The organism is Rhizobium sp. AN68, assembly GCF_030758035.1.
GTDB lineage: Bacteria > Pseudomonadota > Alphaproteobacteria > Rhizobiales > Rhizobiaceae > Agrobacterium > Agrobacterium tumefaciens.
In genome coordinates this window covers 1,536,553-1,557,371 of the sequence record NZ_JARWMI010000002.1, presented here as the reverse complement: position 1 = coordinate 1,557,371, position 20,819 = coordinate 1,536,553, and the positions used below count along the sequence as shown (strand labels likewise).

At 59.9% G+C, this 20,819-nt stretch carries 19 protein-coding genes; 4 read left to right on the top strand and 15 right to left on the bottom strand.

Features of this window, described 5'->3' with window-relative positions; all coding sequences use genetic code 11:
• Positions 1 to 50 precede the first annotated feature (50 nt).
• From RBH71_RS10560 to RBH71_RS10520, 9 genes are all read right to left on the bottom strand, one after another.
• A complete protein-coding gene (locus tag RBH71_RS10560; protein WP_038494854.1) occupies positions 51 to 776 on the bottom strand; it encodes an SDR family oxidoreductase in 726 nt (241 codons plus the stop codon).
• Between the two features lie 55 nt (positions 777 to 831).
• Positions 832 to 2,442 (bottom strand): FGGY-family carbohydrate kinase, encoded by a 1,611-nt coding sequence (locus RBH71_RS10555; RefSeq protein ID WP_111800913.1) that lies wholly within the window; start codon positions 2,440 to 2,442, stop codon positions 832 to 834.
• A 25-nt stretch (positions 2,443 to 2,467) separates the two neighbouring features.
• On the bottom strand, positions 2,468 to 3,199 hold the full coding sequence (locus RBH71_RS10550) for an SDR family oxidoreductase (RefSeq protein ID WP_013762241.1): 732 nt from the start codon (positions 3,197 to 3,199) through the stop codon (positions 2,468 to 2,470).
• Positions 3,200 to 3,237: 38 nt separating this feature from the next.
• Entirely contained in the window at positions 3,238 to 4,215 is a 978-nt protein-coding gene (locus RBH71_RS10545) for an ABC transporter permease (RefSeq protein WP_003518202.1), read from the bottom strand.
• On the bottom strand, positions 4,205 to 5,707 hold the full coding sequence (locus RBH71_RS10540) for a sugar ABC transporter ATP-binding protein (RefSeq protein WP_013762240.1): 1,503 nt from the start codon (positions 5,705 to 5,707) through the stop codon (positions 4,205 to 4,207). Before RBH71_RS10540 ends, RBH71_RS10545 begins: the two co-directional genes overlap by 11 nt.
• A gap of 71 nt (positions 5,708 to 5,778) precedes the next feature.
• Complete coding sequence (locus tag RBH71_RS10535; RefSeq protein ID WP_013762239.1) at positions 5,779 to 6,690, bottom strand: ABC transporter substrate-binding protein; 912 nt, start codon at positions 6,688 to 6,690, stop codon at positions 5,779 to 5,781.
• A gap of 95 nt (positions 6,691 to 6,785) precedes the next feature.
• Complete coding sequence (locus RBH71_RS10530; RefSeq protein ID WP_003518205.1) at positions 6,786 to 7,670, bottom strand: AraC family transcriptional regulator; 885 nt, start codon at positions 7,668 to 7,670, stop codon at positions 6,786 to 6,788.
• A 377-nt stretch (positions 7,671 to 8,047) separates the two neighbouring features.
• A complete protein-coding gene (locus RBH71_RS10525) occupies positions 8,048 to 9,085 on the bottom strand; it encodes an NAD(P)-dependent alcohol dehydrogenase (RefSeq protein WP_019566879.1) in 1,038 nt (345 codons plus the stop codon).
• 295 nt (positions 9,086 to 9,380) lie between these two features.
• A complete protein-coding gene (locus tag RBH71_RS10520) occupies positions 9,381 to 9,971 on the bottom strand; it encodes a TetR/AcrR family transcriptional regulator (protein WP_003518207.1) in 591 nt (196 codons plus the stop codon).
• A 121-nt stretch (positions 9,972 to 10,092) separates the two neighbouring features.
• Here RBH71_RS10520 and RBH71_RS10515 point away from each other — a divergent pair, with 121 nt between their 5' ends.
• Positions 10,093 to 11,319 (top strand): MFS transporter, encoded by a 1,227-nt coding sequence (locus RBH71_RS10515; RefSeq protein ID WP_025595119.1) that lies wholly within the window; start codon positions 10,093 to 10,095, stop codon positions 11,317 to 11,319.
• A gap of 84 nt (positions 11,320 to 11,403) precedes the next feature.
• Here the strand turns inward: RBH71_RS10515 and RBH71_RS10510 are convergent, their stop codons facing one another.
• Genes RBH71_RS10510 through RBH71_RS10485 form a run of 6 tightly spaced genes read right to left on the bottom strand, consistent with a single transcriptional unit; the run spans position 11,404 to position 17,459 of the window.
• On the bottom strand, positions 11,404 to 12,246 hold the full coding sequence (locus RBH71_RS10510) for an amidohydrolase family protein (RefSeq protein ID WP_111800914.1): 843 nt from the start codon (positions 12,244 to 12,246) through the stop codon (positions 11,404 to 11,406).
• A gap of 25 nt (positions 12,247 to 12,271) precedes the next feature.
• Positions 12,272 to 13,261, bottom strand: coding sequence for an aldo/keto reductase (locus tag RBH71_RS10505; RefSeq protein ID WP_065705758.1), 990 nt, complete (start codon positions 13,259 to 13,261; stop codon positions 12,272 to 12,274).
• Positions 13,258 to 14,451, bottom strand: coding sequence for a mannonate dehydratase (uxuA, locus tag RBH71_RS10500; protein ID WP_323687272.1), 1,194 nt, complete (start codon positions 14,449 to 14,451; stop codon positions 13,258 to 13,260). Before uxuA ends, RBH71_RS10505 begins: the two co-directional genes overlap by 4 nt.
• Before the next feature lie 3 nt (positions 14,452 to 14,454).
• A complete protein-coding gene (locus RBH71_RS10495; RefSeq protein WP_323687271.1) occupies positions 14,455 to 15,927 on the bottom strand; it encodes a mannitol dehydrogenase family protein in 1,473 nt (490 codons plus the stop codon).
• 19 nt (positions 15,928 to 15,946) lie between these two features.
• Positions 15,947 to 16,687, bottom strand: a complete 741-nt coding sequence (locus tag RBH71_RS10490) for an SDR family NAD(P)-dependent oxidoreductase (RefSeq protein ID WP_003518213.1) — start codon at positions 16,685 to 16,687, stop codon at positions 15,947 to 15,949.
• 22 nt (positions 16,688 to 16,709) lie between these two features.
• Positions 16,710 to 17,459, bottom strand: coding sequence for a GntR family transcriptional regulator (locus tag RBH71_RS10485; protein ID WP_003518215.1), 750 nt, complete (start codon positions 17,457 to 17,459; stop codon positions 16,710 to 16,712).
• Between the two features lie 151 nt (positions 17,460 to 17,610).
• Here RBH71_RS10485 and RBH71_RS10480 point away from each other — a divergent pair, with 151 nt between their 5' ends.
• The 3 genes from RBH71_RS10480 (at position 17,611) to RBH71_RS10470 (ending at position 20,819) form a co-directional block, all read left to right on the top strand.
• The gene (locus tag RBH71_RS10480) at positions 17,611 to 18,651 is read left to right on the top strand and encodes a sugar ABC transporter substrate-binding protein (protein ID WP_003518216.1); all 1,041 of its coding nucleotides are present in this window, start codon (positions 17,611 to 17,613) and stop codon (positions 18,649 to 18,651) included.
• Positions 18,652 to 18,790: 139 nt separating this feature from the next.
• Positions 18,791 to 19,831, top strand: coding sequence for an ABC transporter permease (locus RBH71_RS10475; RefSeq protein ID WP_019566870.1), 1,041 nt, complete (start codon positions 18,791 to 18,793; stop codon positions 19,829 to 19,831).
• Between the two features lie 10 nt (positions 19,832 to 19,841).
• Complete coding sequence (locus tag RBH71_RS10470) at positions 19,842 to 20,819, top strand: ABC transporter permease (RefSeq protein WP_111800916.1); 978 nt, start codon at positions 19,842 to 19,844, stop codon at positions 20,817 to 20,819.

Here is a 20,819-nt window from a genome sequence, read left to right as displayed (position 1 = left end):
TGGAACAGGATGCGCGGCGATGCATTTGCAGCCCGCGCATCCCTTGAACGTCAGACGGCGAGGAACCCGCCATCGATGGGCAACACCGCGCCGGAAATCATGCTGCTATCATCTGACAGAAGCAGTGCGATGCTCTGTGCCACGTCTTCGGCCTCGGCAAAGCGCTGCAGCGGATGGCGAACCATCATTGGTGCGCTCTTGGCCGGATCGTTCCATGCTTCGGCAGCCAGTTCAGTCAGCGTGATGGTTGGTGCGACGGCGTTGACACGGATGCCGTGCGGCCCGAGTTCCTTGGCAAGAACGCGGGTCGCGCCTTCAAGCCCCGCTTTCGAGGCCGCGTAGCAGAGATGATCCTGAAAACCGCGATGACCGGCAATTGACGTGATGTTGACGATTGCGCCACCGCCGCCCTTTGCGATGCGGGCACGGGCGAATTCCTGGCAGGTGACGAGCGCGGCACGCAGATTGATGCCGAGCACGGCCTCATAACCTTCGTCGCTCATATCAAGCACGCTTTCGAGCACGTTGATGCCAGCGCTGTTGATGAGAAAATCACAAGGACCCGCTTCGGCCATCGCGGCCCGCGTCGACGCCACATCTGCGAGATCGACACGGATCGAGCGTCCGCCGATTTCGCTTTTCAGGCTGTCGAGATCGGACTGGGTCCGGCTGATTGCCACGACCTCAGCACCGCGCGCGGCCATCAGGATAGCGCAGGCACGGCCGATGCCCTTGCCTGCGCCGGTGATGATGACGGATTTTCCGGAAAACTGCATGGAATCCTCTTTATTTTGCGGCCAAGACGGCCGGACGATGGAAGCGTGTGGCGCTTCAGGAATGGTTTGCGGAACGAATGGCGCGCGCCGCATTTTGCAGTGCCAGAAACGCGTCGTAGCGTGACTGGTGCACTTGACTGAATGCAGCGTCCGGTGCCGAATATTTGGCAATACGCGACATGGCGGGCATTGCGGAAATCAGGTCGGGATAGGCCTTGGCAGCAACCGCACCGAGCATTGCCGATCCCAGAAGCACCGGCTCCTCGCATTCGGTGAGTTCAACCGGGAGCCCCGTCGCATCCGCCAGCAATTGTCTGGCAAGCGGATGCGCGCCCGCGCCGCCGCTGACACTGATCGTTTCCACGGGAGCGCCATGACGCGCCTGCGTCTCGATGATCTGGCGAAGCCCGTAACCGAGGCCGAGAAGCCCCGCCACGTAAAGCGCGACAAGCGAATCCACCCCCGTCTCGGTGCCGTAACCGGCAATGACGGCACGGGCATGAGGATCGGCGAAAGGCGCGCGGTTGCCGAGGAACTCCGGCACCACGTGAAAATCCTCGGCAATCTTTACGGCAGCGGAAGCAGACGTGGCCAAAGCCAATGCACGGTCGGCAAGCCATGCAGGTAATGACTTGCCTTCTTTTTCGGAAAGCGCCTTTGCCTCTGAAAATGCCGGGTGCAATTGCACCAGATAATCAATGGCCGCACCGGCGGCGGATTGGCCGCCTTCATTGAGCCACGCGCCGGGAACCATGGCGGAATAATAGGGACCCCAAACACCCGGCACGAAAGCCGGCTCCGAGGTGGTTGTCATGGTACAGGAAGAGGTACCAAAGACGTAACCGAGGCACCGCGAAGCATCGCCGCCCGCAGCCACCGTGCCGACACCCCCGGCATGCGCATCGATCAGACCGGCGGCAACGGCGGTTCCAGCAACCAGCCCCATGGCTGTTGCGGCCTCATCGGTCAAACCATTACCCAGCGCCGTGCCTGGATGAACGACGCTTTCACCGATACGGCGGAATCCCTGCTCCGCCAGATCGCCAAGCCCGATACGGGTGAAATATTCCGCATCCCAACGTTCCTCATGGGCGAGATAAGTCCACTTGCAGGTAACCGTGCAGGCGGAACGATCAAGCGCTCCTGAGGCTTTCCAGGTCAGGAAGTCCGTCAGGTCGAAGAAGTGCTCGGCGCGCGCATAGATATCCGGCTTGTTTTCGCGAAGCCAGAGCAGCTTGGGCGTCTGCATTTCCGGGGAAATCCGACCGCCGACATATTTCAGAACGGCATGTTCGCCCGCATTGATCCGCTCCGCCTGTTCGACGGCGCGGTGATCCATCCAGACGATAATATCGCGCTCTGGATGATCCGGCGCGCCGACCGGAAGGGTCTCATCCTCAGGCCCGCGCACCACGAGCGAGCAGGTGGCATCAAAACCAATGCCAACCACGGCTGCGGGATCTATGCCGGCGCGCGAGACACTTTCCCGCACGCTGTCGCAAACGGCTTTCCAAACCTCACCACTCGACTGTTCGGCTATGCCGCCGTCTTCGCGATGCATCGTGATCGGGCGCTTGGCGGTGGCGAGAAGCCTGCCCGCCACATCAAAGACACCGGCACGGGCAGAGCCGGTACCGACATCGACGCCAATCAGGTAGGAAGCCATTTGCGATACTCCTTGGGAGTGTAGTTTAAACGCGGTCGAAGTTGGTGGGCAGCACCAGCATGTCGCGGATGGTGACGGTGCGCTTGCGGGTCAGCATGTAAACAACCGCATCGGCCACTTCACTCGCGTCGATGAGGCTACCCGATTCCTTGGCCTTGCGAAGATTTTCTTCCGGCCAGTCTGCCAGAAGGGCCGAGACGACCGGGCCGGGAGAGACCTGCGCGACGCGCACACCATGCGGGATCATCTGGCGACGCATGCCCTGCACGAAGCTGGTGATCGCCCATTTCGAACCCGAATAGACCGGCTCCCAATAGGTCGGGAAATGTCCGGCGATCGAGCAAGTGACGATGATGTCGCCGGTCTTGCGCTCCGACATGTGCGGCACGACGGCCTGTACATTCTTCATCACGGCATTGACGTTGAGGTTCAACATCTTGTCGATGGCTTCCGGCGTGGTTTCGGTGAGATCGCCACCAATATAAGTGCCTGCGTTGCAGTAGAGAATATCGATGTGATCGACCTTCTCAAGGATTTCCGGGATCATGGCATTGCAGCTGTCTGCATCCAGAAGGTTCGTGACTTGCGCGATGGCGCGCTTGCCGAGTTTACCGACAAGTTCATTCAGGGCTTTCTCGTTCCAGTCGACCATGACGACGGTTGCACCGTTTTCCAGTAGCGCCTCGGTGGTGGCGAGGCCAATACCGGACGCGGCGCCGGTGATGACCGCGATCTTGCCTTGCAGCAATTCAGACATTTAATTCTCCTGCTTCTTTGAAGATATGACGTGTGGGCTCAACGCCAGTCGCGCCCGATATAGATGGCGAGCAGAATGATGCCGCCCTTGATGACATCCTGCAGATAAGGGTTGATACCCATGAGATTGAGGCCGTTATTCAGGATGCCGAGCAGCACCGCGCCGATAAGGGTACCAAGAATGAGCCCGCGTCCGCCGGCAATCGCCGTGCCGCCGAGAACCACGGCCGCAATGGCATCCAGCTCGAAACCGACACCCGCATTGGGCTGTCCGCTCATCAGCCGGCCGGTCAGAATGAGAGCTGCAAGCGCTGCCGTCACGCCTGAGATACCATAGACGGCAAGCTTGACGCGCCGGGTCTTGACGCCGGAGAGGCGCGCGGCCAACTCGTTGCCGCCGAGTGCATAGACGTGACGACCGAAAGCCGTACGCTGCAAAAGCACCCAGGCCACGGCGTAAATCACCACCATGATGATAACAGGCACCGGCACGACGCCAACGCGGCCGACGCCAAACCAGGAAATCCAGCTCGGAATGCCGCTGACGGGATAACCGCCGGAATAGATGAGGCCGAGACCGCGCGCCATTCCCATCGTCGCAAGCGTGACGATGATGGCCGGCATCTTGCCCCAGGCGACAAGTGCTCCGTTGAAGATACCGATGCCAAGTCCGATGAACAGCCCGGCCGGCAAGGCGAGCGACGCAGGCAGGCCGGTATTCACCATCAGGCCTGCAGACAGCGTGCCGACAAGCGCCATGACCGCGCCGACCGACAGGTCGATGCCGCCTGTGAGGATGACGAATGTCATGCCCACGGCCAGAATGCCCACGACTGAAACCTGTCGCAGCACGTTCATGATGTTGTTCACGCTGAAGAAATTGTCGCTCGCAAGACCCATCAGGATCGATACGACAATCAGGCCCGCCAGAGGCAGGGCGAGTGGCGAGCGCAGCATGCTGCCAAGGCCGAAACCGCTCGTCTTTTCGGCAATGCCGGTATTTGCATCAAGCGACATGTTCAACCCTCCCGGTGGTGGCGTTTGTCATTATTGTTTCTGAATTGATGTCTGCGCCCTCGACGGTGGCGACGATGCCCCCGGAGCGGAACACGCAGACGCGGTCCGACATGCCGATCACTTCCGGCAGCTCCGAAGAGATCATGATGATCGAATAGCCCTTGGCTGCGAATTCGCGCATCAGCGCATAGATTTCCGCCTTCGCGCCGACATCAATGCCGCGCGTCGGTTCGTCGAAGATCAGGACGCGCATGTCATGGTTCAGCCAGCGGGCGATAACGATCTTCTGCTGGTTTCCACCGGACAGCGTGTCCACGCGGGCATAGGGTCCCTGTGCCTTGACCTGAACCTGCGCCATCGCCTTTTTCGTGTGCTCCAGCTCTTTTTTCAGGTCGATAAACCAGTGAGCCTTCTGGTACTTGCGATAGTTGTTGAGGGAGATGTTCTGGAGGATGGAGAAACTGGTGATCAGACCCTCTTCCTTGCGGCTTTCCGGCAGCAGGCCAATGCCGCGCATCAGCGCCTCATCCGGGCCGGAAAAGCGGGTCTCGACGCCATCGACCTTGATCTTGCGGCGCGAAGCGGAATGCGCGCCAAGCATGGCCAGCACCGTTTCCGTGCGCCCGGAACCGACAAGCCCGGCAAAACCGAGTATCTCACCCTGCCGAAGGGTAAAGCGCGAGACCGGCCCGCCTTTTTTCAGTTGAAGCTCTTCGACCTCGATCACGTTGCGCGCAGCTGTATCGATCTTCGGTTTGGGCGGAAAATTGGCCTCGATGCGCCGGCCGACCATCATCTCCACCAGACGGTCATTATCGACGTCAGAGGTGAGGCAGGAGCCGATGAGTTCGCCATCACGCAGGACGGTGATGCGGTCGCAGATCTCGAATATTTCCTCGAGATGATGGGAAATGAAGATGATAGCGACACCCTGACGCCGCAGCTCGCGCATGACCTTGAAGAGATGCTCGGTCTCGGACGGGGTAAGCGTCGCAGTCGGCTCATCGAGAACGAGAATACGGGCATCGAGTGAAAGCGCCTTGGCAATTTCCACGAATTGCTGCTGGGCAACGGAAAGGCGGTGCACCGGCACATCGAGCGGAACGTCCACGGCCAGACGGCTCATGATTTCGGCGGCACGTTTACGCATCGCGCGCTTGTTCAGCAGGCGCAGCGGTCCGCGGATTTCGCGTGCCAGAAACATGTTTTCAACTGCATCGAGATAGGGGATCAGGCTGAATTCCTGAAACACGATGCCGATACCGGCGGCAATCGCCTCATCGTAATTGGCGAAGCGGCGGTCCTTTCCGTCAATGCGGATCGTGCCCTCCGAGGGCTGCAAAATGCCGCACAGGATTTTCATCAATGTCGACTTGCCAGCGCCGTTCTCTCCCAGAAGCGCATGCACCTCGCCGGCGCGCGCCTGCAGGTCAACGCCGCGCAGGACCTCGATCTTGCCGAAGCTTTTTCTTATTCCATTCAGTTCCAGCATTTTACCCTCCTCGATGGTCGGGACATGTCCCGCCCCCACACGAGGCGGGGACGGAACCTGGGGAGGAATTCTTACCAGCTGAAGTCGCCGGCGTTCTTGCTGTCAACGACCATGACGTCGATCGGTACTTCCTTCGGAACGACGCGGGCGCCCCACTTCTGGGCAAGCGCCATGGCAAGGCCAACGCGCACCTGGTCACGCGGGAACTGCGCAGTCGTTTCGATGAAAGGGCCGCCGTCGGCAATTGCCTTCACAGCTTCGGGAGCACCATCAACCGAGGTCAGCTTGATGTCCTTGCCGGAGCCCTGGATCGCAGCGAGTGCACCCATTGCGCCGCCATCATTCACCGAGAAGATACCGGCGAGGTTCGGACGGGACTGGATCATGTTTTCAACGACGCCGAGCGCAACGGAGCGGTCCTGACGACCATTCTGCGTGTCGACAAGCTTGATGTCGGCAAATTCGGCAAGCGCTGCCTTGCAGCCTTCGACGCGCTGCAGGATCGGCACGACCGGGATACCGTCGAGGATTGCAACTTCACCCTTGCCGCCGAGCGCATCACCGAGATGCTTGCAAGACTTGTAGCCTGCGTCACGGTTCTTCGAGCCGACGAAGGTGTCGACCGGGCCGTTTGCGTTGGCGTCGACAGCAACGACAATCACGCCGGCAGCTTTGGCAGCGTGCACGGCGGCTTCGATGCCGGCGCTGTCGGTCGGGTTCAGAAGCAGGATGTCGATCTTCTGCTGCAGCATGTCTTCCACGTCGGAAATCTGCTTTGCCACATCGTGGCCGGCGTCGGTGACGACAACATCAGCGCCGATGCTTGCCGCGGCTTCCTTCAGCGCTTCCTGCATGGAGACGAAATAGGGGTTGTTCAGTTCCTGGAACGTCATGCCGATTTTCAGCTTGTCCTGTGCCAATGCCGGAGCGGCCATCATTGCAAGTGCGGCCGATGCCATCAGGAACTTGGATTTCATTCTCATAGTAACTTCCTCCCGTTTGGAAAATCTGGGCAATAAGAGCCCGTTTCCGGACAGTCCTCTGCCCGAATTGGTGAAAAATCGCGATGTATCTTGGTTTAATCCGCCATGACCGCTGCCTTCTGGGCCGCGAATACCGTACGAAACCTCGATGGCGACATTCCCTTCAGCTTCAGGAAATGCCTGTTGAAATTCGAAAGGTTTGAAAAGCCCACGTCGTAGCAGACTTCCGCCACCTTCACGTCCTGATCCACCAGAAGCATCTGGCAGGCCAGATCGATGCGCAGCTGATTGCGATAGCGCACCAAAGTCGTTCCCGTATGTCGCTTGAAGGCACGGGAGAAGGCACTCTGGCTCTGGCCAACCATGTCGGCCAGATCGATTTCCTCGACCTGTTCGGTCAGGTGCTGGCGCAGATGCGACAAGGCGCGGTTGATGCCGCTATCGCCGATGCCCGTCAGGTCCAGCTCGTAGCTCAGGCTCGCCAGCACCTCGGGCGCCGGCGCATTGACCAGCAGATCGAGAATTTCCCAAAAAATCGCAAGACGCTTCAACCCCTGCGCCTCGATCAAACGCAGTATCAGCGGGCGAACGCGATCGCTGGTCTCATCGTCGAACAGAATGCCGCGGCGGCTGCGGTCCAGAAGGGCGCGAACTACCTCCATCTCGGACATGGAAGCGCAGGCATCCTCGATAAAAGCTTCCGGAAACTGGATGACGAGAGAGCGCGTGGGAACGATCTCGTCCGGCTCGATCTCGCTGATCCAGTTTTGAGGGAGATTTGGGCCAGTCATGATTAGCTGGCCCGGGCCGAAGCGACCGACGAAATCGCCAATGTAGAACGTGCCTGACGTCGCCACGACCAGATGAATTTCATATTCGGGATGGTAATGCCAGCGCACGGTGCGGAACGGATAGCCATGCCGCCAGGCGGCGAAGGATTCGCCCTTGCGGATATGTACCAGTTCCAGATCGGGCTGCATCGATGTTTCCTCCCATCGGTCACGTCCGCCGTATTCGCGGAGCAAAGCCATTCCTCTTTATGGCTCGTCCCAGGCGTTGATGGGGAGCATATGGCCTGCGGCACATTTACTTCCACATCATACCGGGGAAATTACCGATACTTTTTTGACTGTTTTTTGTCAGAAATTGAAGAGTGCCGTGCATCCGCCGACAACTAAGCCAGCGGTTGCGCCCATTTTTTCGCGCAGTTGCACGCCATACGCCCAGAAAATGCGCATCTTAAAGATCGATGTGATGATTTTTAAAGCTCGACCCGCCGATCACCGGCAGGTCGAGCTTATACTTTTCCGAAGGGTTTTTGACGCCCCTGCATCGGCAGGCGGCTTGCCGGAAGGGATTATTGCGGCATCAGAATTTGCAGCTTCACGTCCGTTTCCCTTGCCTCCACCGCACGATCAAAACCGGCAATGCTGTCTTCGAAGGGAATGGTCGCGGAGATCAGCGGCTTCAGATCGACCTTGCCGGACGCGATGAGAGCGACCGCACGGTCATACACATTGGCGTAGCGGAAAACCGTCTCTACCCGCAGCTCTTTTGCCTGCAAGCCGACGATATCGACCGGCACCGGATCGACCGGCATACCGACGAGGACGATGGCGCCGCCGGGACGTGCGAGTTTCGCCATACCGAGCACGGCGGGTGCAGCGCCAGAGCATTCGAAAACGACATCGCAACCCCAGCCATCCGTCGCATCAGCCACGGCCTGCGACAGGTCACGTTCGCGGATGTTGACGGTCTCGATGCCGTCATAGGCTGCGATGATATCCAGCTTCGGCTGGGCAAGATCGGCAACGATCACCTTTGCGCAACCGCCGGCTAGCGCCGCCAGCGCAACCATCATGCCGATCGGACCGGCGCCCGTCACGATGGCAACATCGCCGGGCTGAATACGCGCCCTGAGCGCTGCCTGCATGCCGATGGCGAAGGGTTCCACCATGGCGCCTTCGGCAAAGGAAACGTTGTCGGGCAACTTGTATGTAAAGGCGGCGGGATGAATGACTTCCGGTGTCAGGCAACCGTGAACGGGTGGCGTTGCCCAGAAGCTGACCGCCGGATCAACATTGTAAATGCCAAGTTTGGATGCGCGCGAGGTCGGATCGGGAATGCCCGGCTCCATGCAGACGCGATCACCCGGCTTCAGATGCGCAACCTCGGCACCGGTCTCGATTACCGTTCCGGAAGCTTCATGGCCCAGCACCATCGGCGCATGCACAACGAAATGGCCGATTTTGCCATGGGTGTAATAATGGACGTCCGAGCCGCAAATCCCGACGGTATGGGTACGGATGCGCACATCCTTGGGTCCGAGCTTGCCGGGAATGTCGAACTCCCTGAGCGAGAGCTTTCCTTTTTCTTCCAGCACCAGTGCTTTCATCTCATCCTCCGTAGTTTGCGAAAGGCCTTACAGCGAATTCAAACAGCGTGATGCGTTGCAATTTCGACAAAAGTAAACAGAAATCAGCCGGATCGGCCGGTTTTTCTTCAAGGAGGAAAAACTGTATCGATGAGCCCGCAATTTCTTATCATCCCTGGCGCGTTAACGAGTCTACGGGGGAGAGAGACAGCACGATCCGCTCAGCGCGCTTCAGGGAATATCGCCTGCTCGGGGTTACCCACTCAGCCGGAACGAGATTGACCCTGATGTGTACGCAGAACCGGCGACAAGCGGATCAGCGTGTGATCCTCAGCCCTTCCAGAAAGGTGCGGAAACTGTCGACGGCGCGTTTCGAGGTCGTTTCGGGGTCGTCGGAATTCGCGATCCACTGGGCTGCACTGCTGCTCGCCGCATTGATGAAACGCGCACAGGCCTCCGGATCAATGTCGACGATCGTCCCTTCCTGCTTCAGTGCATCGAGACTTCGCGCAACGGCCGAGATACAACCATTGGCATTTGGCCAGCGTGAAGGGTCGCCGAGAACGGCCGGTCCATCACGGAACATGATCCGCTGGATTTCCGGCTCCAGAGCCATGAGAATGTAACCGACATTTTCCTCGACAAAACCCTCCCAACGCGTCGCGGCCCTAGACGAGATGTCACAGAGCCTTTTCGTCATCTCGGCGTCGATCTCACCCACAACCGCCAGCAGCAGGCCTTTCTTGTCGCCAAAATGGTGATAGAGCGCGCCGCGGGTCAGCCCTGCTTCGGCAGTGAAGTCGTCCATCGAAGCTTCGGCATAGCCGATGCTGCCAAATGCCTTGCGGCCAGCGACCAGAAGCTTCGCCCGCGTCTCGGCAATCATTTCACTGCGAGGTTTGCGCATTTTTTCTCCGAATTCTACATACGTCGCGTATACTAGTTGACATACGCGACGTATGCAATTATTTCATTTGCATACGCCACGTATGTTTGTGGTGGATACTCCCTAAACAAGGTGCATCCCGATGTCTAATCCATATAGAGAAATTTTCCGGGCTCCGGGCGCCAAAGGCTTTTCCGCCGCAGGCTTCTTTGCCCGTCTTCCGATTGCGATGGCACCGATCGGCATCGTCGCCATGCTTTCCCAGACCCATGGTGAATATTGGCTTGCCGGTGCGGTCTCGGCAACCTTCGCGCTGACCAATGCCGCGGTCGCGCCGCAGATTTCCCGATTGGTGGACCGCAAGGGCCAGAGCAGCGTCCTTGTCCCGGCCACCATCATATCGGTCATCGCCTTTGCTATCCTGATTATCGCGACCAACCAGAGATGGCCTGCCTGGACGCTCTTTCTTTCGGCCTTCCTCGCCGCGGCCATGCCGAGTATTCCCGCGATGATGCGCGCCCGCTGGACGGAAATCTTCCGTGACCGGCCTGAGCTGAACACTGCGTTTGCATTTGAATCCGCCGCCGACGAACTTGTCTACATAGCCGGCGCCTCGCTCTCCGTTGGTCTCGCGGTCTCACTCTTTCCGGAAGCAGGTATGATGATCAGCACCGCCTCGCTGGCACTCGGTACCTTTGCCTTTCTGCTGCAACGATCGACCGAACCCAAGGTACGCGCGGTTGAAAGTGGCAGCAGGCAACATTCGGCTATCCGGCTGCGTTCGGTCCAGATCATCACGGTCGCCCTGATCTTCGTAGGCTCGACTTTCGCCACAGCCGAGGTCAGTGCAGTTGCCATCACCAAAGAACTCGGTCAACCGGAAGCTGCCAGCCTCGTCATCGGCGTCTATGCCATCGGTTCGTTTGTCGTCGGCCTGCTTCTGGGCGCGATCAACCCCAAAATGCCGCTGCAACGGCAATTGCTGATCGCCGTCAGCGTCCTTGCGCTCACCGCGCTGCCGCTCCTCTTTGCAAGCACGACAGTTTCCCTGCTTGCCTTCGCCGTATTCCTCAGCGGCGTTGCAATCTCTCCCATCTTCATCACGGCATTTGGCCTGATCGAGCGCCGCGTCCCGGAATCGATGCTGACGGAAGGCGTGACCTGGGTGATGACCGGCATCGGTATCGGCATGGCGCTCGGCGCCTTTATTTCCGGCTGGGTGATCGATAATTTCGGCCCGAGCAACGGCTTCTGGGTATCGATTGCCGCCACCCTGTCGACAGTCACCATTATCAGCCTCGGTCAGCGCAGCCTTTCTGGAGAGACCAACCGCTCTGCGACGACAACCGCAGTGCAGCCAGCCGAGTAAAGCACAGACGTATGAAGCGCGCGCCGGCGCGCTTCTTGGCATATCCGGCCGACGCAATGCACAATCGGCATGAAAAGCTGCACGCTATGTCGCCAAATAAAACAGTCTGGCATTGCGGTGGCCGATCGATGCCTGCTCGTCGGGCGAGAGCGTCGAAAGAAGCTCACTCGTCATACCGATCCATTCCGGTAGACCCGAGCCGAGATCGACCACCGGCCAGTCGCCGCCCCAGACCATTCTCTCAGGTCCGAACAGGTTGAGCACGGTTTCCACATAGGGTGTCACGCTTTCCAGCGTCGCGCATCCCGGTGCACAATAGGCGGTGATGCCGGAGAGTTTGACGAAGAGATTGGGCAGCGTCGCCAAGTCGGCCATACGCCCGCTCCACTCCCGAAAATCGTTTCCGGCAATGTCCGGCGTGCCGCAATGGTCGAGCATGAAGCGCACATCGGGGCAGGCCCCGACAAGTTCGGCGGCAATGGCAAGCTGGCGGGAATGAAAACACAGATCGACCGGCCATCCGGCCTTTCCAATCGTGCGCACGTTTCGTCGGTAATTTTCCTCGCGGCTGAGGTCGTCGGGCATAACGTGGAGAATGCGCCGGAAACCGACCACGTTGAGGTGGCGGCACTCCTCCAGCCAGGCTTCGAAACCATTATCCGTTTCCGGTCGGCAACTGGCGATCTGGCCGAACATCGGCAAGCCACCCTCGCCGATCATGCTGGCGATGAGGCGAGCCTCAGCCTGATAGTCGCCGTCATCCACCCCGCTTTCCATGAAGATCGTACCCACTACGCCACATCCCTCGACAAGCGCTGCGTAATCAGCCTGGGTGAAGCTTCCCGCAAGGCTGGGCTCCCCTCGTGTCCAGGCATAACCGAGCTTGCCTCGCAAGATGAGATGTTGGTGAGTATCGATCAGATCCATGGCGTCCTCCTCCCTGTCGTTGCGGTCAATTTTCGAGGGCGAGCGCGTCGAAACCCGCCCAGGCGGCGTCCGGCACGGCCGTTTCGAAAATAGACAGGTTGCGCAAAAGGCTGTCCGGTTTTGCGGTGCCGATCAGGACACTTGCGACATCGGCATTTTGCAGCGGAAAATGCAGGGCAGCGGCCGCAAGTGCAACCCCGTGCCCGGCAGCGTGGAGCTCCATGGCGCGCACCCGCTCCATGACATCTGCTGCTGCTTCACTATAGTTGAAAGTCGCACCCGGCCTTGCGCCCGTCGCAAGAATGCCAGAGTTGAAGACGCCGCCGATGACGAGCGAGGTGCCGGTTTCCGCACAACGCCCCAGCAGCTTTGCTGCAGCCGACCGGTCGAGCAGCGTATAACGACCCGCCAGAAGAATGCAGTCGATCTCGTCTATCTCCATGAGGTTCAGACAAGCCGGAACCTCATTCACGCCAAGACCGAACGCGCCGATCCGGCCTGTCGCCTTCAACTCGTGCAGGGCCTCGATGCCGCTTTCGGTGAATATCCTGAAATGATGGCGATAGGCCTCTTCCCCAAGCGTGGTCTCCTCCAGATCGTGGACATAGAGAATATCCACTGAACCGAGACCAAGCCGGGCGAGGCTTTGCTCATGCGAGCGCATGATGCCATCATAGCTGTAGTCGTATTCCACCACGAAAGGCAGTGCATCGACAAAACCGTAATCCGGTGTCACGCCCGCTTCAGCCGGTTTCAGGATCCGCCCGACCTTGGTGGACAGCACGAATTCGTCGCGTGGTTTCCCCTGAAGAAAATCCCCGAGGCGGCGTTCGGAAAGGCCCTGCCCGTAATAGGGTGCGGTATCGAAATAGCGGATGCCGGCGTCCCAGGCGGCTTGCAGCGTCTCCATCGCATCTTCGCGGCTGACGCTGCGATAGAGATTACCGATACCGGCCGCGCCGAAGGAAAGCTCGCTCAGCGACAGCGCCGTGCGACCAAGTTTGCGGGTTTTCATGCGGTACCCTCCTCGCGGCGAAGCTGGCGCTCAATGGTGCGGATGACGCCGCGGAGTTCGCCGAGCCCCTTCATGCGGCCAATGTAGGAATATCCGGGATTGGTCTTTTTGGTGATGTCATCACCCAGCAGATGGCCGTGGTCAGGCCGCATTGGAATATTGGTGCGGCGGCCAGCCTTGGCGGCGGCCCGCTCCTCGCGCAACAATGCCTCGATGACTCCAATCATGTCCGTTCCGCCATCCAGATGATCGTCCTCAAAGAAGGAACCATCCGCTTCAACGGTCACATTCCGAAGATGGGCGAAATTGATGCGAGACGCGAACTCCCGTGCCATCGCCACAAGATCATTGTCGCTACGGGCGCCGTATGAGCCGGTACAAAGGGTGATGCCATTGTTCGGGCTTTCAACGGCCGAGAGGATGGCGCGAATATCTGCAGGTGTCGAGACAACGCGCGGCAGGCCGAACAGGGAGAACGGTGGATCATCAGGGTGGATGCCGAGATGCACGCCCACCTCTTCCGCCACCGGCACGACCTCTCTCAGAAAGGCCAGAAGATTGCCCTGCATGGTCGCGCTGTCGATGCCATCGAACGAAGCAATCAGAGCGGCGATGGATCCGCGCGTCTGCACCAGGGCGCCGCCCGGCAGGCCGGCGATGATGTTACGCTCGAGAAGCGACTGGTCATCTTCGCTCATTTGCGCAAAACGCTTTTCGGCTCGCGCCACGAGCGCAGGGTCGTAATTTTCAGCAGCACGAATACGCTTCAGGATGAAGACGTCATAGGCGACGAAATCCGCCATTTCGAAGCGCAGCGCCAATCCGGTATTGCGTGCCTGCCAGCGCAGGTTCGTGCGTGTCCAGTCCACCACCGGCATGAAATTGTAGCAGACGACGGGAACACCCGCGCGACCGAGACGGGAGAGTGTATCTTTCCAGCGCGCAATCGCCTTCGGCGCATCGGCATCGCCGCGCTTGATGGACTGTTCCATCGGAATGGATTCGCAGACACTCCACTCCAGACCGGCCGCCTCGATCATCGCCTTGCGTTTGGCGATCTCTTCGGCCGGCCACGCCGTGCCGTCGGGGATCTGGTGCAGCGCCGTTACAACGCCGCTGGCGCCGGTCTGCCGCACATGCTGCAAGGTGATGGGGTCCGATTCACCGAACCAGCGCCAGGTTTCCTTCATATTCTACTCCTCCGAAAAATGCCGTTCGATGGCGCCGAGCGCGCCGTATTGGACGATGTCGCGATAGGCCGCCCGAAGCGCCGTTACGAATGCCTCATCCGCCTGCCATTCAGGCCCGAAGACGCGACGGAATGTTAAAAACCGGTCGATGACCGCGTCCTGCTCCTCGCCGTTGCCGGTGGGTGCACTCCATTCGGAAAATGCCGGATCGGCCATGACAATTGCCTCTCCCCGCTCGTTCAGCGCTGCGCAGGACCGTATCCACATGGCAACCGCAAAAAGAGCGGCCTTATTCGGCGCGCCTGCGGTACGCAGCTCCGCAAGCGGCGCGAGAATGCGTTGCGGCACTTTCTGTGAAGCGTCAGAGGCGATCTGGGCGGCGCGATGACGAAGGGCGGGGTTGGCGAAACGCTGGCGCAGACCGGCAACATAGTCCGGTCCGCTGACGGCCGGGCTCAATGTCGAACCAACCTCCCGCCAGTAACGGTCGACGTAATCGCGTACACGCGCATCGGCATAGATATCGGCGATCGTCTCAAGCCCGCTGCATTGACCGATTGCGGCCATGGCGGTGTGAGCGCCATTCAGCATCCTGAGCTTCATATGCTCATACGGCTCGACCTCATCAACGATTTCGGCACCTGACAGCTCGATGCCGGGGCGACCGTGCGGAAAGCGATCCTCGATTACCCAGCGGAAGTAGGGTTCCGCAATTACCGGCCAGGCATCCTCGCAGCCGAGGCGCGCGGTCACGCGCTCGCGGTCGGTTGCGGTGGTGGCGGGCACGATGCGGTCCACCATGACGCAGGGGCAGGAGAGATTTTCCGCGATGAAGGCAGCGAGATCATTATCGGTGAGACCAGCCATCTCCACCAGAAGACGGTGCAGGATGCGACCGTTGGACGGAAGATTGTCGCAGGAGAGCAAAGTCAGCGGCACAGCCCCGGCGGTCCGCCGGCGTCTTGTCGCTTCCAGCAGAAAACCGAGCGCGGAGCGCGGCTTTTGCGGATGCGCCAGATCATGAACGACATCGGGATGGTCACGAAGAAGCGTGCCCGCCGACAAATCGGCGAGGTAACCCTTTTCCGTGACCGTCAACGTGACGATTCTGACCCGCGGATCGGTCATGGCTTGCAGCAGCCGCTCCGGATCATCAGGAGCGACGATGGTCTCGAGGATTGAACCGACAATCCGCAGCGTTTCGTTTTCACCGTCACGCAGGCAGAATGTATAGAGATTGTCCTGCGGCGCGATGGCATCGCGAGTATCGGGGCTGCGCAGCGAGGCAGCGACAATGCCCCAGCCGGTTTCGCCCCGCGCCAGGCAATCATCGATGAAGACCGCCTGATGAGCGCGGTGAAAAGCGCCAACGCCAAGATGCACGATGCCCGGTGTTACCGCTTTGCGGTCATAGGCGGGCAAAAGGACGTCGTTTGGCAGATGCGGCAACGCAAGGGACGAGAGGCGTTCTGTCATGGTCATTTATCTCCGTATCTCAGCCGAATTGCAGGCCGCCATTCATGTCAACGACAGTGCCGGTCATGAAGCCGGACAGCGGCGAAGCGAGGAAACCTACGGTATGGGCCACCTCTTCCGGCTGGCAGAACCGCCCGACGGGAATGGCCGCAAGCTGGCGCTGGCGGTCTTCCTCTGACAGTTGCTCCATGATCATCGGCGAAACCACATAGGCCGGCGCGACTGCATTGGCGGTGACGCCGAAAGGGGCAAGTTCGCGAGCGGACGAGTAAGTGAGGCCCACCAGCGCCGATTTCGAGACCGAATAGGCCGTGCCCGCCGTCAGGCCACCGGACTTCCAGGCATAGGACGAGATGTTGATCAGCCGCCCCCAGCGGTTTTCCTTCATGGCGGGAACGACGGCCTGCGTCAGCAGCAGGGCGGCATCGAGATTGACGGCCATCAGCCTGTGCCAGTCATCAAGCGTGGTCGCTCCCAGCTTGTGCGGCGACAGCACACCGGCATTGTTGACGAGAATGTCTATGACCTCGAAACGGTTGGCGACATCTTTCATGACGGCCTGCAGCGCCGTCGCATCGCCGAGATCGACGGCGACGGGATCACAAGCACCGCCAAACCCCTCCGCAAGCGCCGCAACAGCTTCGATGTCGCGATCGAAGGCGATTACCCTCGCCCCTTGCGCGACCAGCGCCGCAACCACGGCACGGCCGATGCCGCCACAAGCGCCTGTCACGAGCGCCGTCTTGTGTTTCAGTTCCATTCTGTCTCCTCCACGTCCACTATCAAATGGACAAATGCTTCCGCTCTTCTTCAGGCAACTGTTCGTAGATCACGAAAACCATATCCAGATGCGTCACCAGCGCCTTTTCCGCACCTTCGGCATCGCCACGGTCGAGAGCATCCACGACTGCCAGATGCTCTTCGATGACGGCGGGCAATCGTTCCGGCTTTGCCCAATAACGATGGAACCGCGACAGGGTCACCTTGGCAGCAAGGATCGCCTGCCAGACACCTTCGCGACCGGAAAACGTGCCGAGCAGGCGGTGAAACGCCTCGTCGGCATGAAAGAAACCGGATGCGTCGTTGGCGGCAATCACTCTTTCCTGCTCGGCGATGACGTCGCGCATCGTACGGCTCATTTCTTTCGTCCACTTCGGCGCGACTTCGCGCAGCAAAGCCACTTCGAGTGAACGGCGGATAAAATGGCTGTCCTGAATTTCGCCAAGCCTGATCGGCGCAACAAAGCTGCCGAGTTGCGGATAGACGTCCACAAGACCCTCTTCCGACAGGCGCTGGATCGCGGCACGCACCGGGGTGCGCGACACCGAAAACTGACGGCAGATCGAGTTTTCACTGATCGGCGCACCGGGCGCTAGGCGGACCTCGACGATCGCCTGACGCAACGCCGCATGAACCTGATCGGCAACCGAGCCATAACGATTGACCACAAGCTCCACGCTTTCGATTCCGGAGCCGGGGGCCTCTTGATGAGCGCCGCGCCCAGTGAAACCGGCAGTGGTGTTTTTCGTCATGAACGCTCCCCTTCAAAAGGCGGTCGTGAAAATCTCGTTGCTACTTGGATACAAGTATACTAGTGTCCATGGTGCTTACGCAAGCCGGCTGTTGGGAGAAAGAGCGATTAAGGGAGGTTCCAGTCGCTTTTTTTAAGGAGCAGGCCGTTTCATGGAGGAGAAAAACATGACGTATTTCATGCGCAGCCTCGTCGCTGCCGCAATCATCGGCGCGGGAGCGTGCGGTGTCGCGCAGGCGGCGGACGCCAGCAAGATCGCCCTCGTTCCGGGCGGTCCGCACCCTTATTTCGCCGCCTGGGAACAGGCCGGCAAGGACGCGGCCAAGGACTTCGGCCTGGCTGGCGCCGACTATAAGGTGCCGCAAAAGTGGGAACTGGCACAGCAGAACCAGCTTCTCGAAAGCCTTCTGAGCCAGGGTTATAACGGCTTCCTGATTTTCCCAGGCGATCCCGTCGGCGCGGTCTCGACAGCAGAGGAACTGACCGGCAACGGCGCGAATGTGATTGCTGGCGCCGGATGCTTCAAGGACCCCTCGCCCGCCGCCTTCTGCCTTGGTACCGACACCGGTAATTCCGCTTATCTCGGCACCAAGGAGCTGATCAAGGCGATGGGAACGGGCAAAAAACGCATCGCCCATTTCACCGGCTTCCTTGTGGACCCCAACACCCAGCTTCGTATCGATGCCGTGAAAAAGGCAGCTGACGAAGCCGGCGCCGAGGTCGTTCAGGTCATCGCCGATATCGACGCGCCGGAACCGGCGGAAGAAAAGATCAGCGCCTACCTAGCCGCCCACGCTTCCGAAGTGGACGGCATCGTGACCACAGCCTGGGTTCCTGCGGTCGTTGCCTCCAACGCACTGCGCAAGATCGGCGACAAGCGCATCCACATGGTCGGCATCGACCACGACGAAGTCGTGCTGAAAGCGATCAAGGACGGTTTCGTCGACGGCACGATGCTTCAGAACCCCTATGGCCAGGGTTATATCGGCGCGTTTGCACTGAGCAAACTTCAGGCCGGCTGCAAGGTGAAGGAAGATGCGCCGTTCAAATCCAATGCGCTGACGACCAAGTTCATCGATTCCGGCACCGCCTATGTCGATGCCGCCAAGGTGGACAACTACATCGATGCCATGCGCGCCGAGACCAAAAAGCTGCTCACCAACTTCGATACGACCTATCTGAGCTGCAACTAATCATGCCTCGAGCAATTGCCGGGCGGCAAACGACCGCGCCCGGCAATCTGCCCCGCCAGAAAATATTCTTTCAGGCGGCAGCGCAATGACCAGGCGACCCGCGCAGGCGCTTCGGGCGAACCAATACCGGGACAGTTTCATGACCGTGAACGATACTTTGCTCACAAAGGGCTCGCAGGAGGGCGACAGACGAATGGGGTCCAGCCTTTCGCAAGGCCGCTTTTTTCTGACCAATGAATTCGGCCTCATTCTGCTGATCGTCGTCTTCGCCGTCATTTTTGGCGTCGCGGCCAGCGGCTTCCTTTCGCCTTTCAATCTGTTCACGCTTGGTCGCAGTGCCGCGATCAACATCATGATCGGCCTGTCGATGATGGCGGTGATCGTGACCGGCGGCCTCAATCTTGCCGTTGGAGCGATCGGTGTCTCGGCGGCCATGGCCTGTGGTTATCTGATCGAGGTGCTTGGCGTGCCGTGGCCGCTCGCCCTCATTGGCGGTCTCGCCACCGGCGCGGCGCTCGGTTTCGTCAATGGCTGGACCGTCATCCGCACGGGGCTGCACAGCTTCATCATCACGCTTGCCACCATGAGCATCTTTTTCGGCGTGATGATCTTCCTGACGCGCGCCGAGGCCTACCGTGGCCTACCGCCGATCTTCGCAGCCTTCGGAAAAATGAAGCTCGCGACCTATTTCTCGCCGCTGCTTCTCGTCACGCTTGCAACGGCGCTTGCCCTGTCCTTTCTCTACCGACGCACCGTTCTTGGCCGCGAAATGCTGGCGGCAGGCGCACGCCCGGAAGCGGCGGAACTTTCCGGCATTCGGGTCGACCGTATCTTCATTGCCTGTCACATGCTGTCGGGCCTGCTTGCGGCACTGGCTGCCCTGATGCTGGTGACGCGCACGGGGGCCGCCATTCCTTCCATGGCAGGCCAGCTTGGGCAGGACTGGCTTCTGCCAGCTTTTCTCGGCCCGGTTCTCGGTGGCACGCTTTTGCAGGGCGGCAAGGTTTCGGTGCTCGGCACCTGTCTTGGCGCACTTTTGGTCACCATGCTCACCAGCGGCCTGCTGCTGCTTCAGCTCGGTGAATTCTGGGTCCAGACATTTCTCGGCCTGCTGCTGTTGCTAGCGGTTTTGATGGACAAGGCGCGGCGAAGCTATCTCGCCCGACGTAACCTGGCTTGAGGACTGGACGATGAAGACCGACAACACCCTTCTACGCCTTGCCAGAACCGACTGGTTCGGCCCCCTATTGGTCACGGTGCTGGCAATCGCGCTTATCCGCGGCTTCAGCCCCAACTTCGTCTCTTCCTTCAACATCCAGATTCTGCTTCTTGCAATCGCGGTCAATGCGCTCATCGCCTTTTCCCAGATGATCATCATTGCCATTGGCCAGATGAACCTGTCCGTGGGCGCAATCGGCGGACTGGCCGCAATCTCCTTTGCGGGACTGATGCAGGTCTGGGGGCTTCCGGCACCGGTGGCCGCCATTGCCGCGGTGCTGATCGGTGTTGTCTGCGGCATGCTCAACGGTCTGCTGATTGCCATCACCGGCATTTCCGCCTTCGTCATCACACTGGCGACCCTGTCGATCTACAAGGGTATCAACCTCGGCATCACCCGGGCGGAGCCGTTCTACGGCGTGCCGGAATCGGTGAAAGCCTTCGGCTCGGCACTGCTCGTTGGCCCGGTTCCGTGGCTCGCAGCACCCACCATCATCATCGCATTCGCGCTGTGGTTCATGCTGCGCCGCCAGCCGATAGGCCGCTTCATCCTTGCCATTGGCGGCAACAGTCATGCGGCAGAGCTTTCCGGCATTTCGATCCGCACGACAATGATCGTGGCGCACGGCATTTCCGGCCTTCTGGCGTCGGTCGCCGGCATTCTGCTCGTATCCCGCCTGCAGATCGGCCAGCCTTCCATTGGTGACGACTGGCTCATCCTGTCCTTTGCCGCACCCGTTATCGGCGGTGCCGTACTGGCTGGCGGGCATGTCAGCGTGGGGGCGACCCTGCTCGGCGTCGTCATCGTCGCCATCATCACGCAGGCACTCGTACTGTTCTCCATCGATCCGTTCCTCGTGCAGGTGGTGCTCGGCGCAATGATCCTCGCCGCCGTTGGCATCAACCGCCTGCGCGAAACGCATCTCGGCAAAAAGACAGGAAAGGCCTGA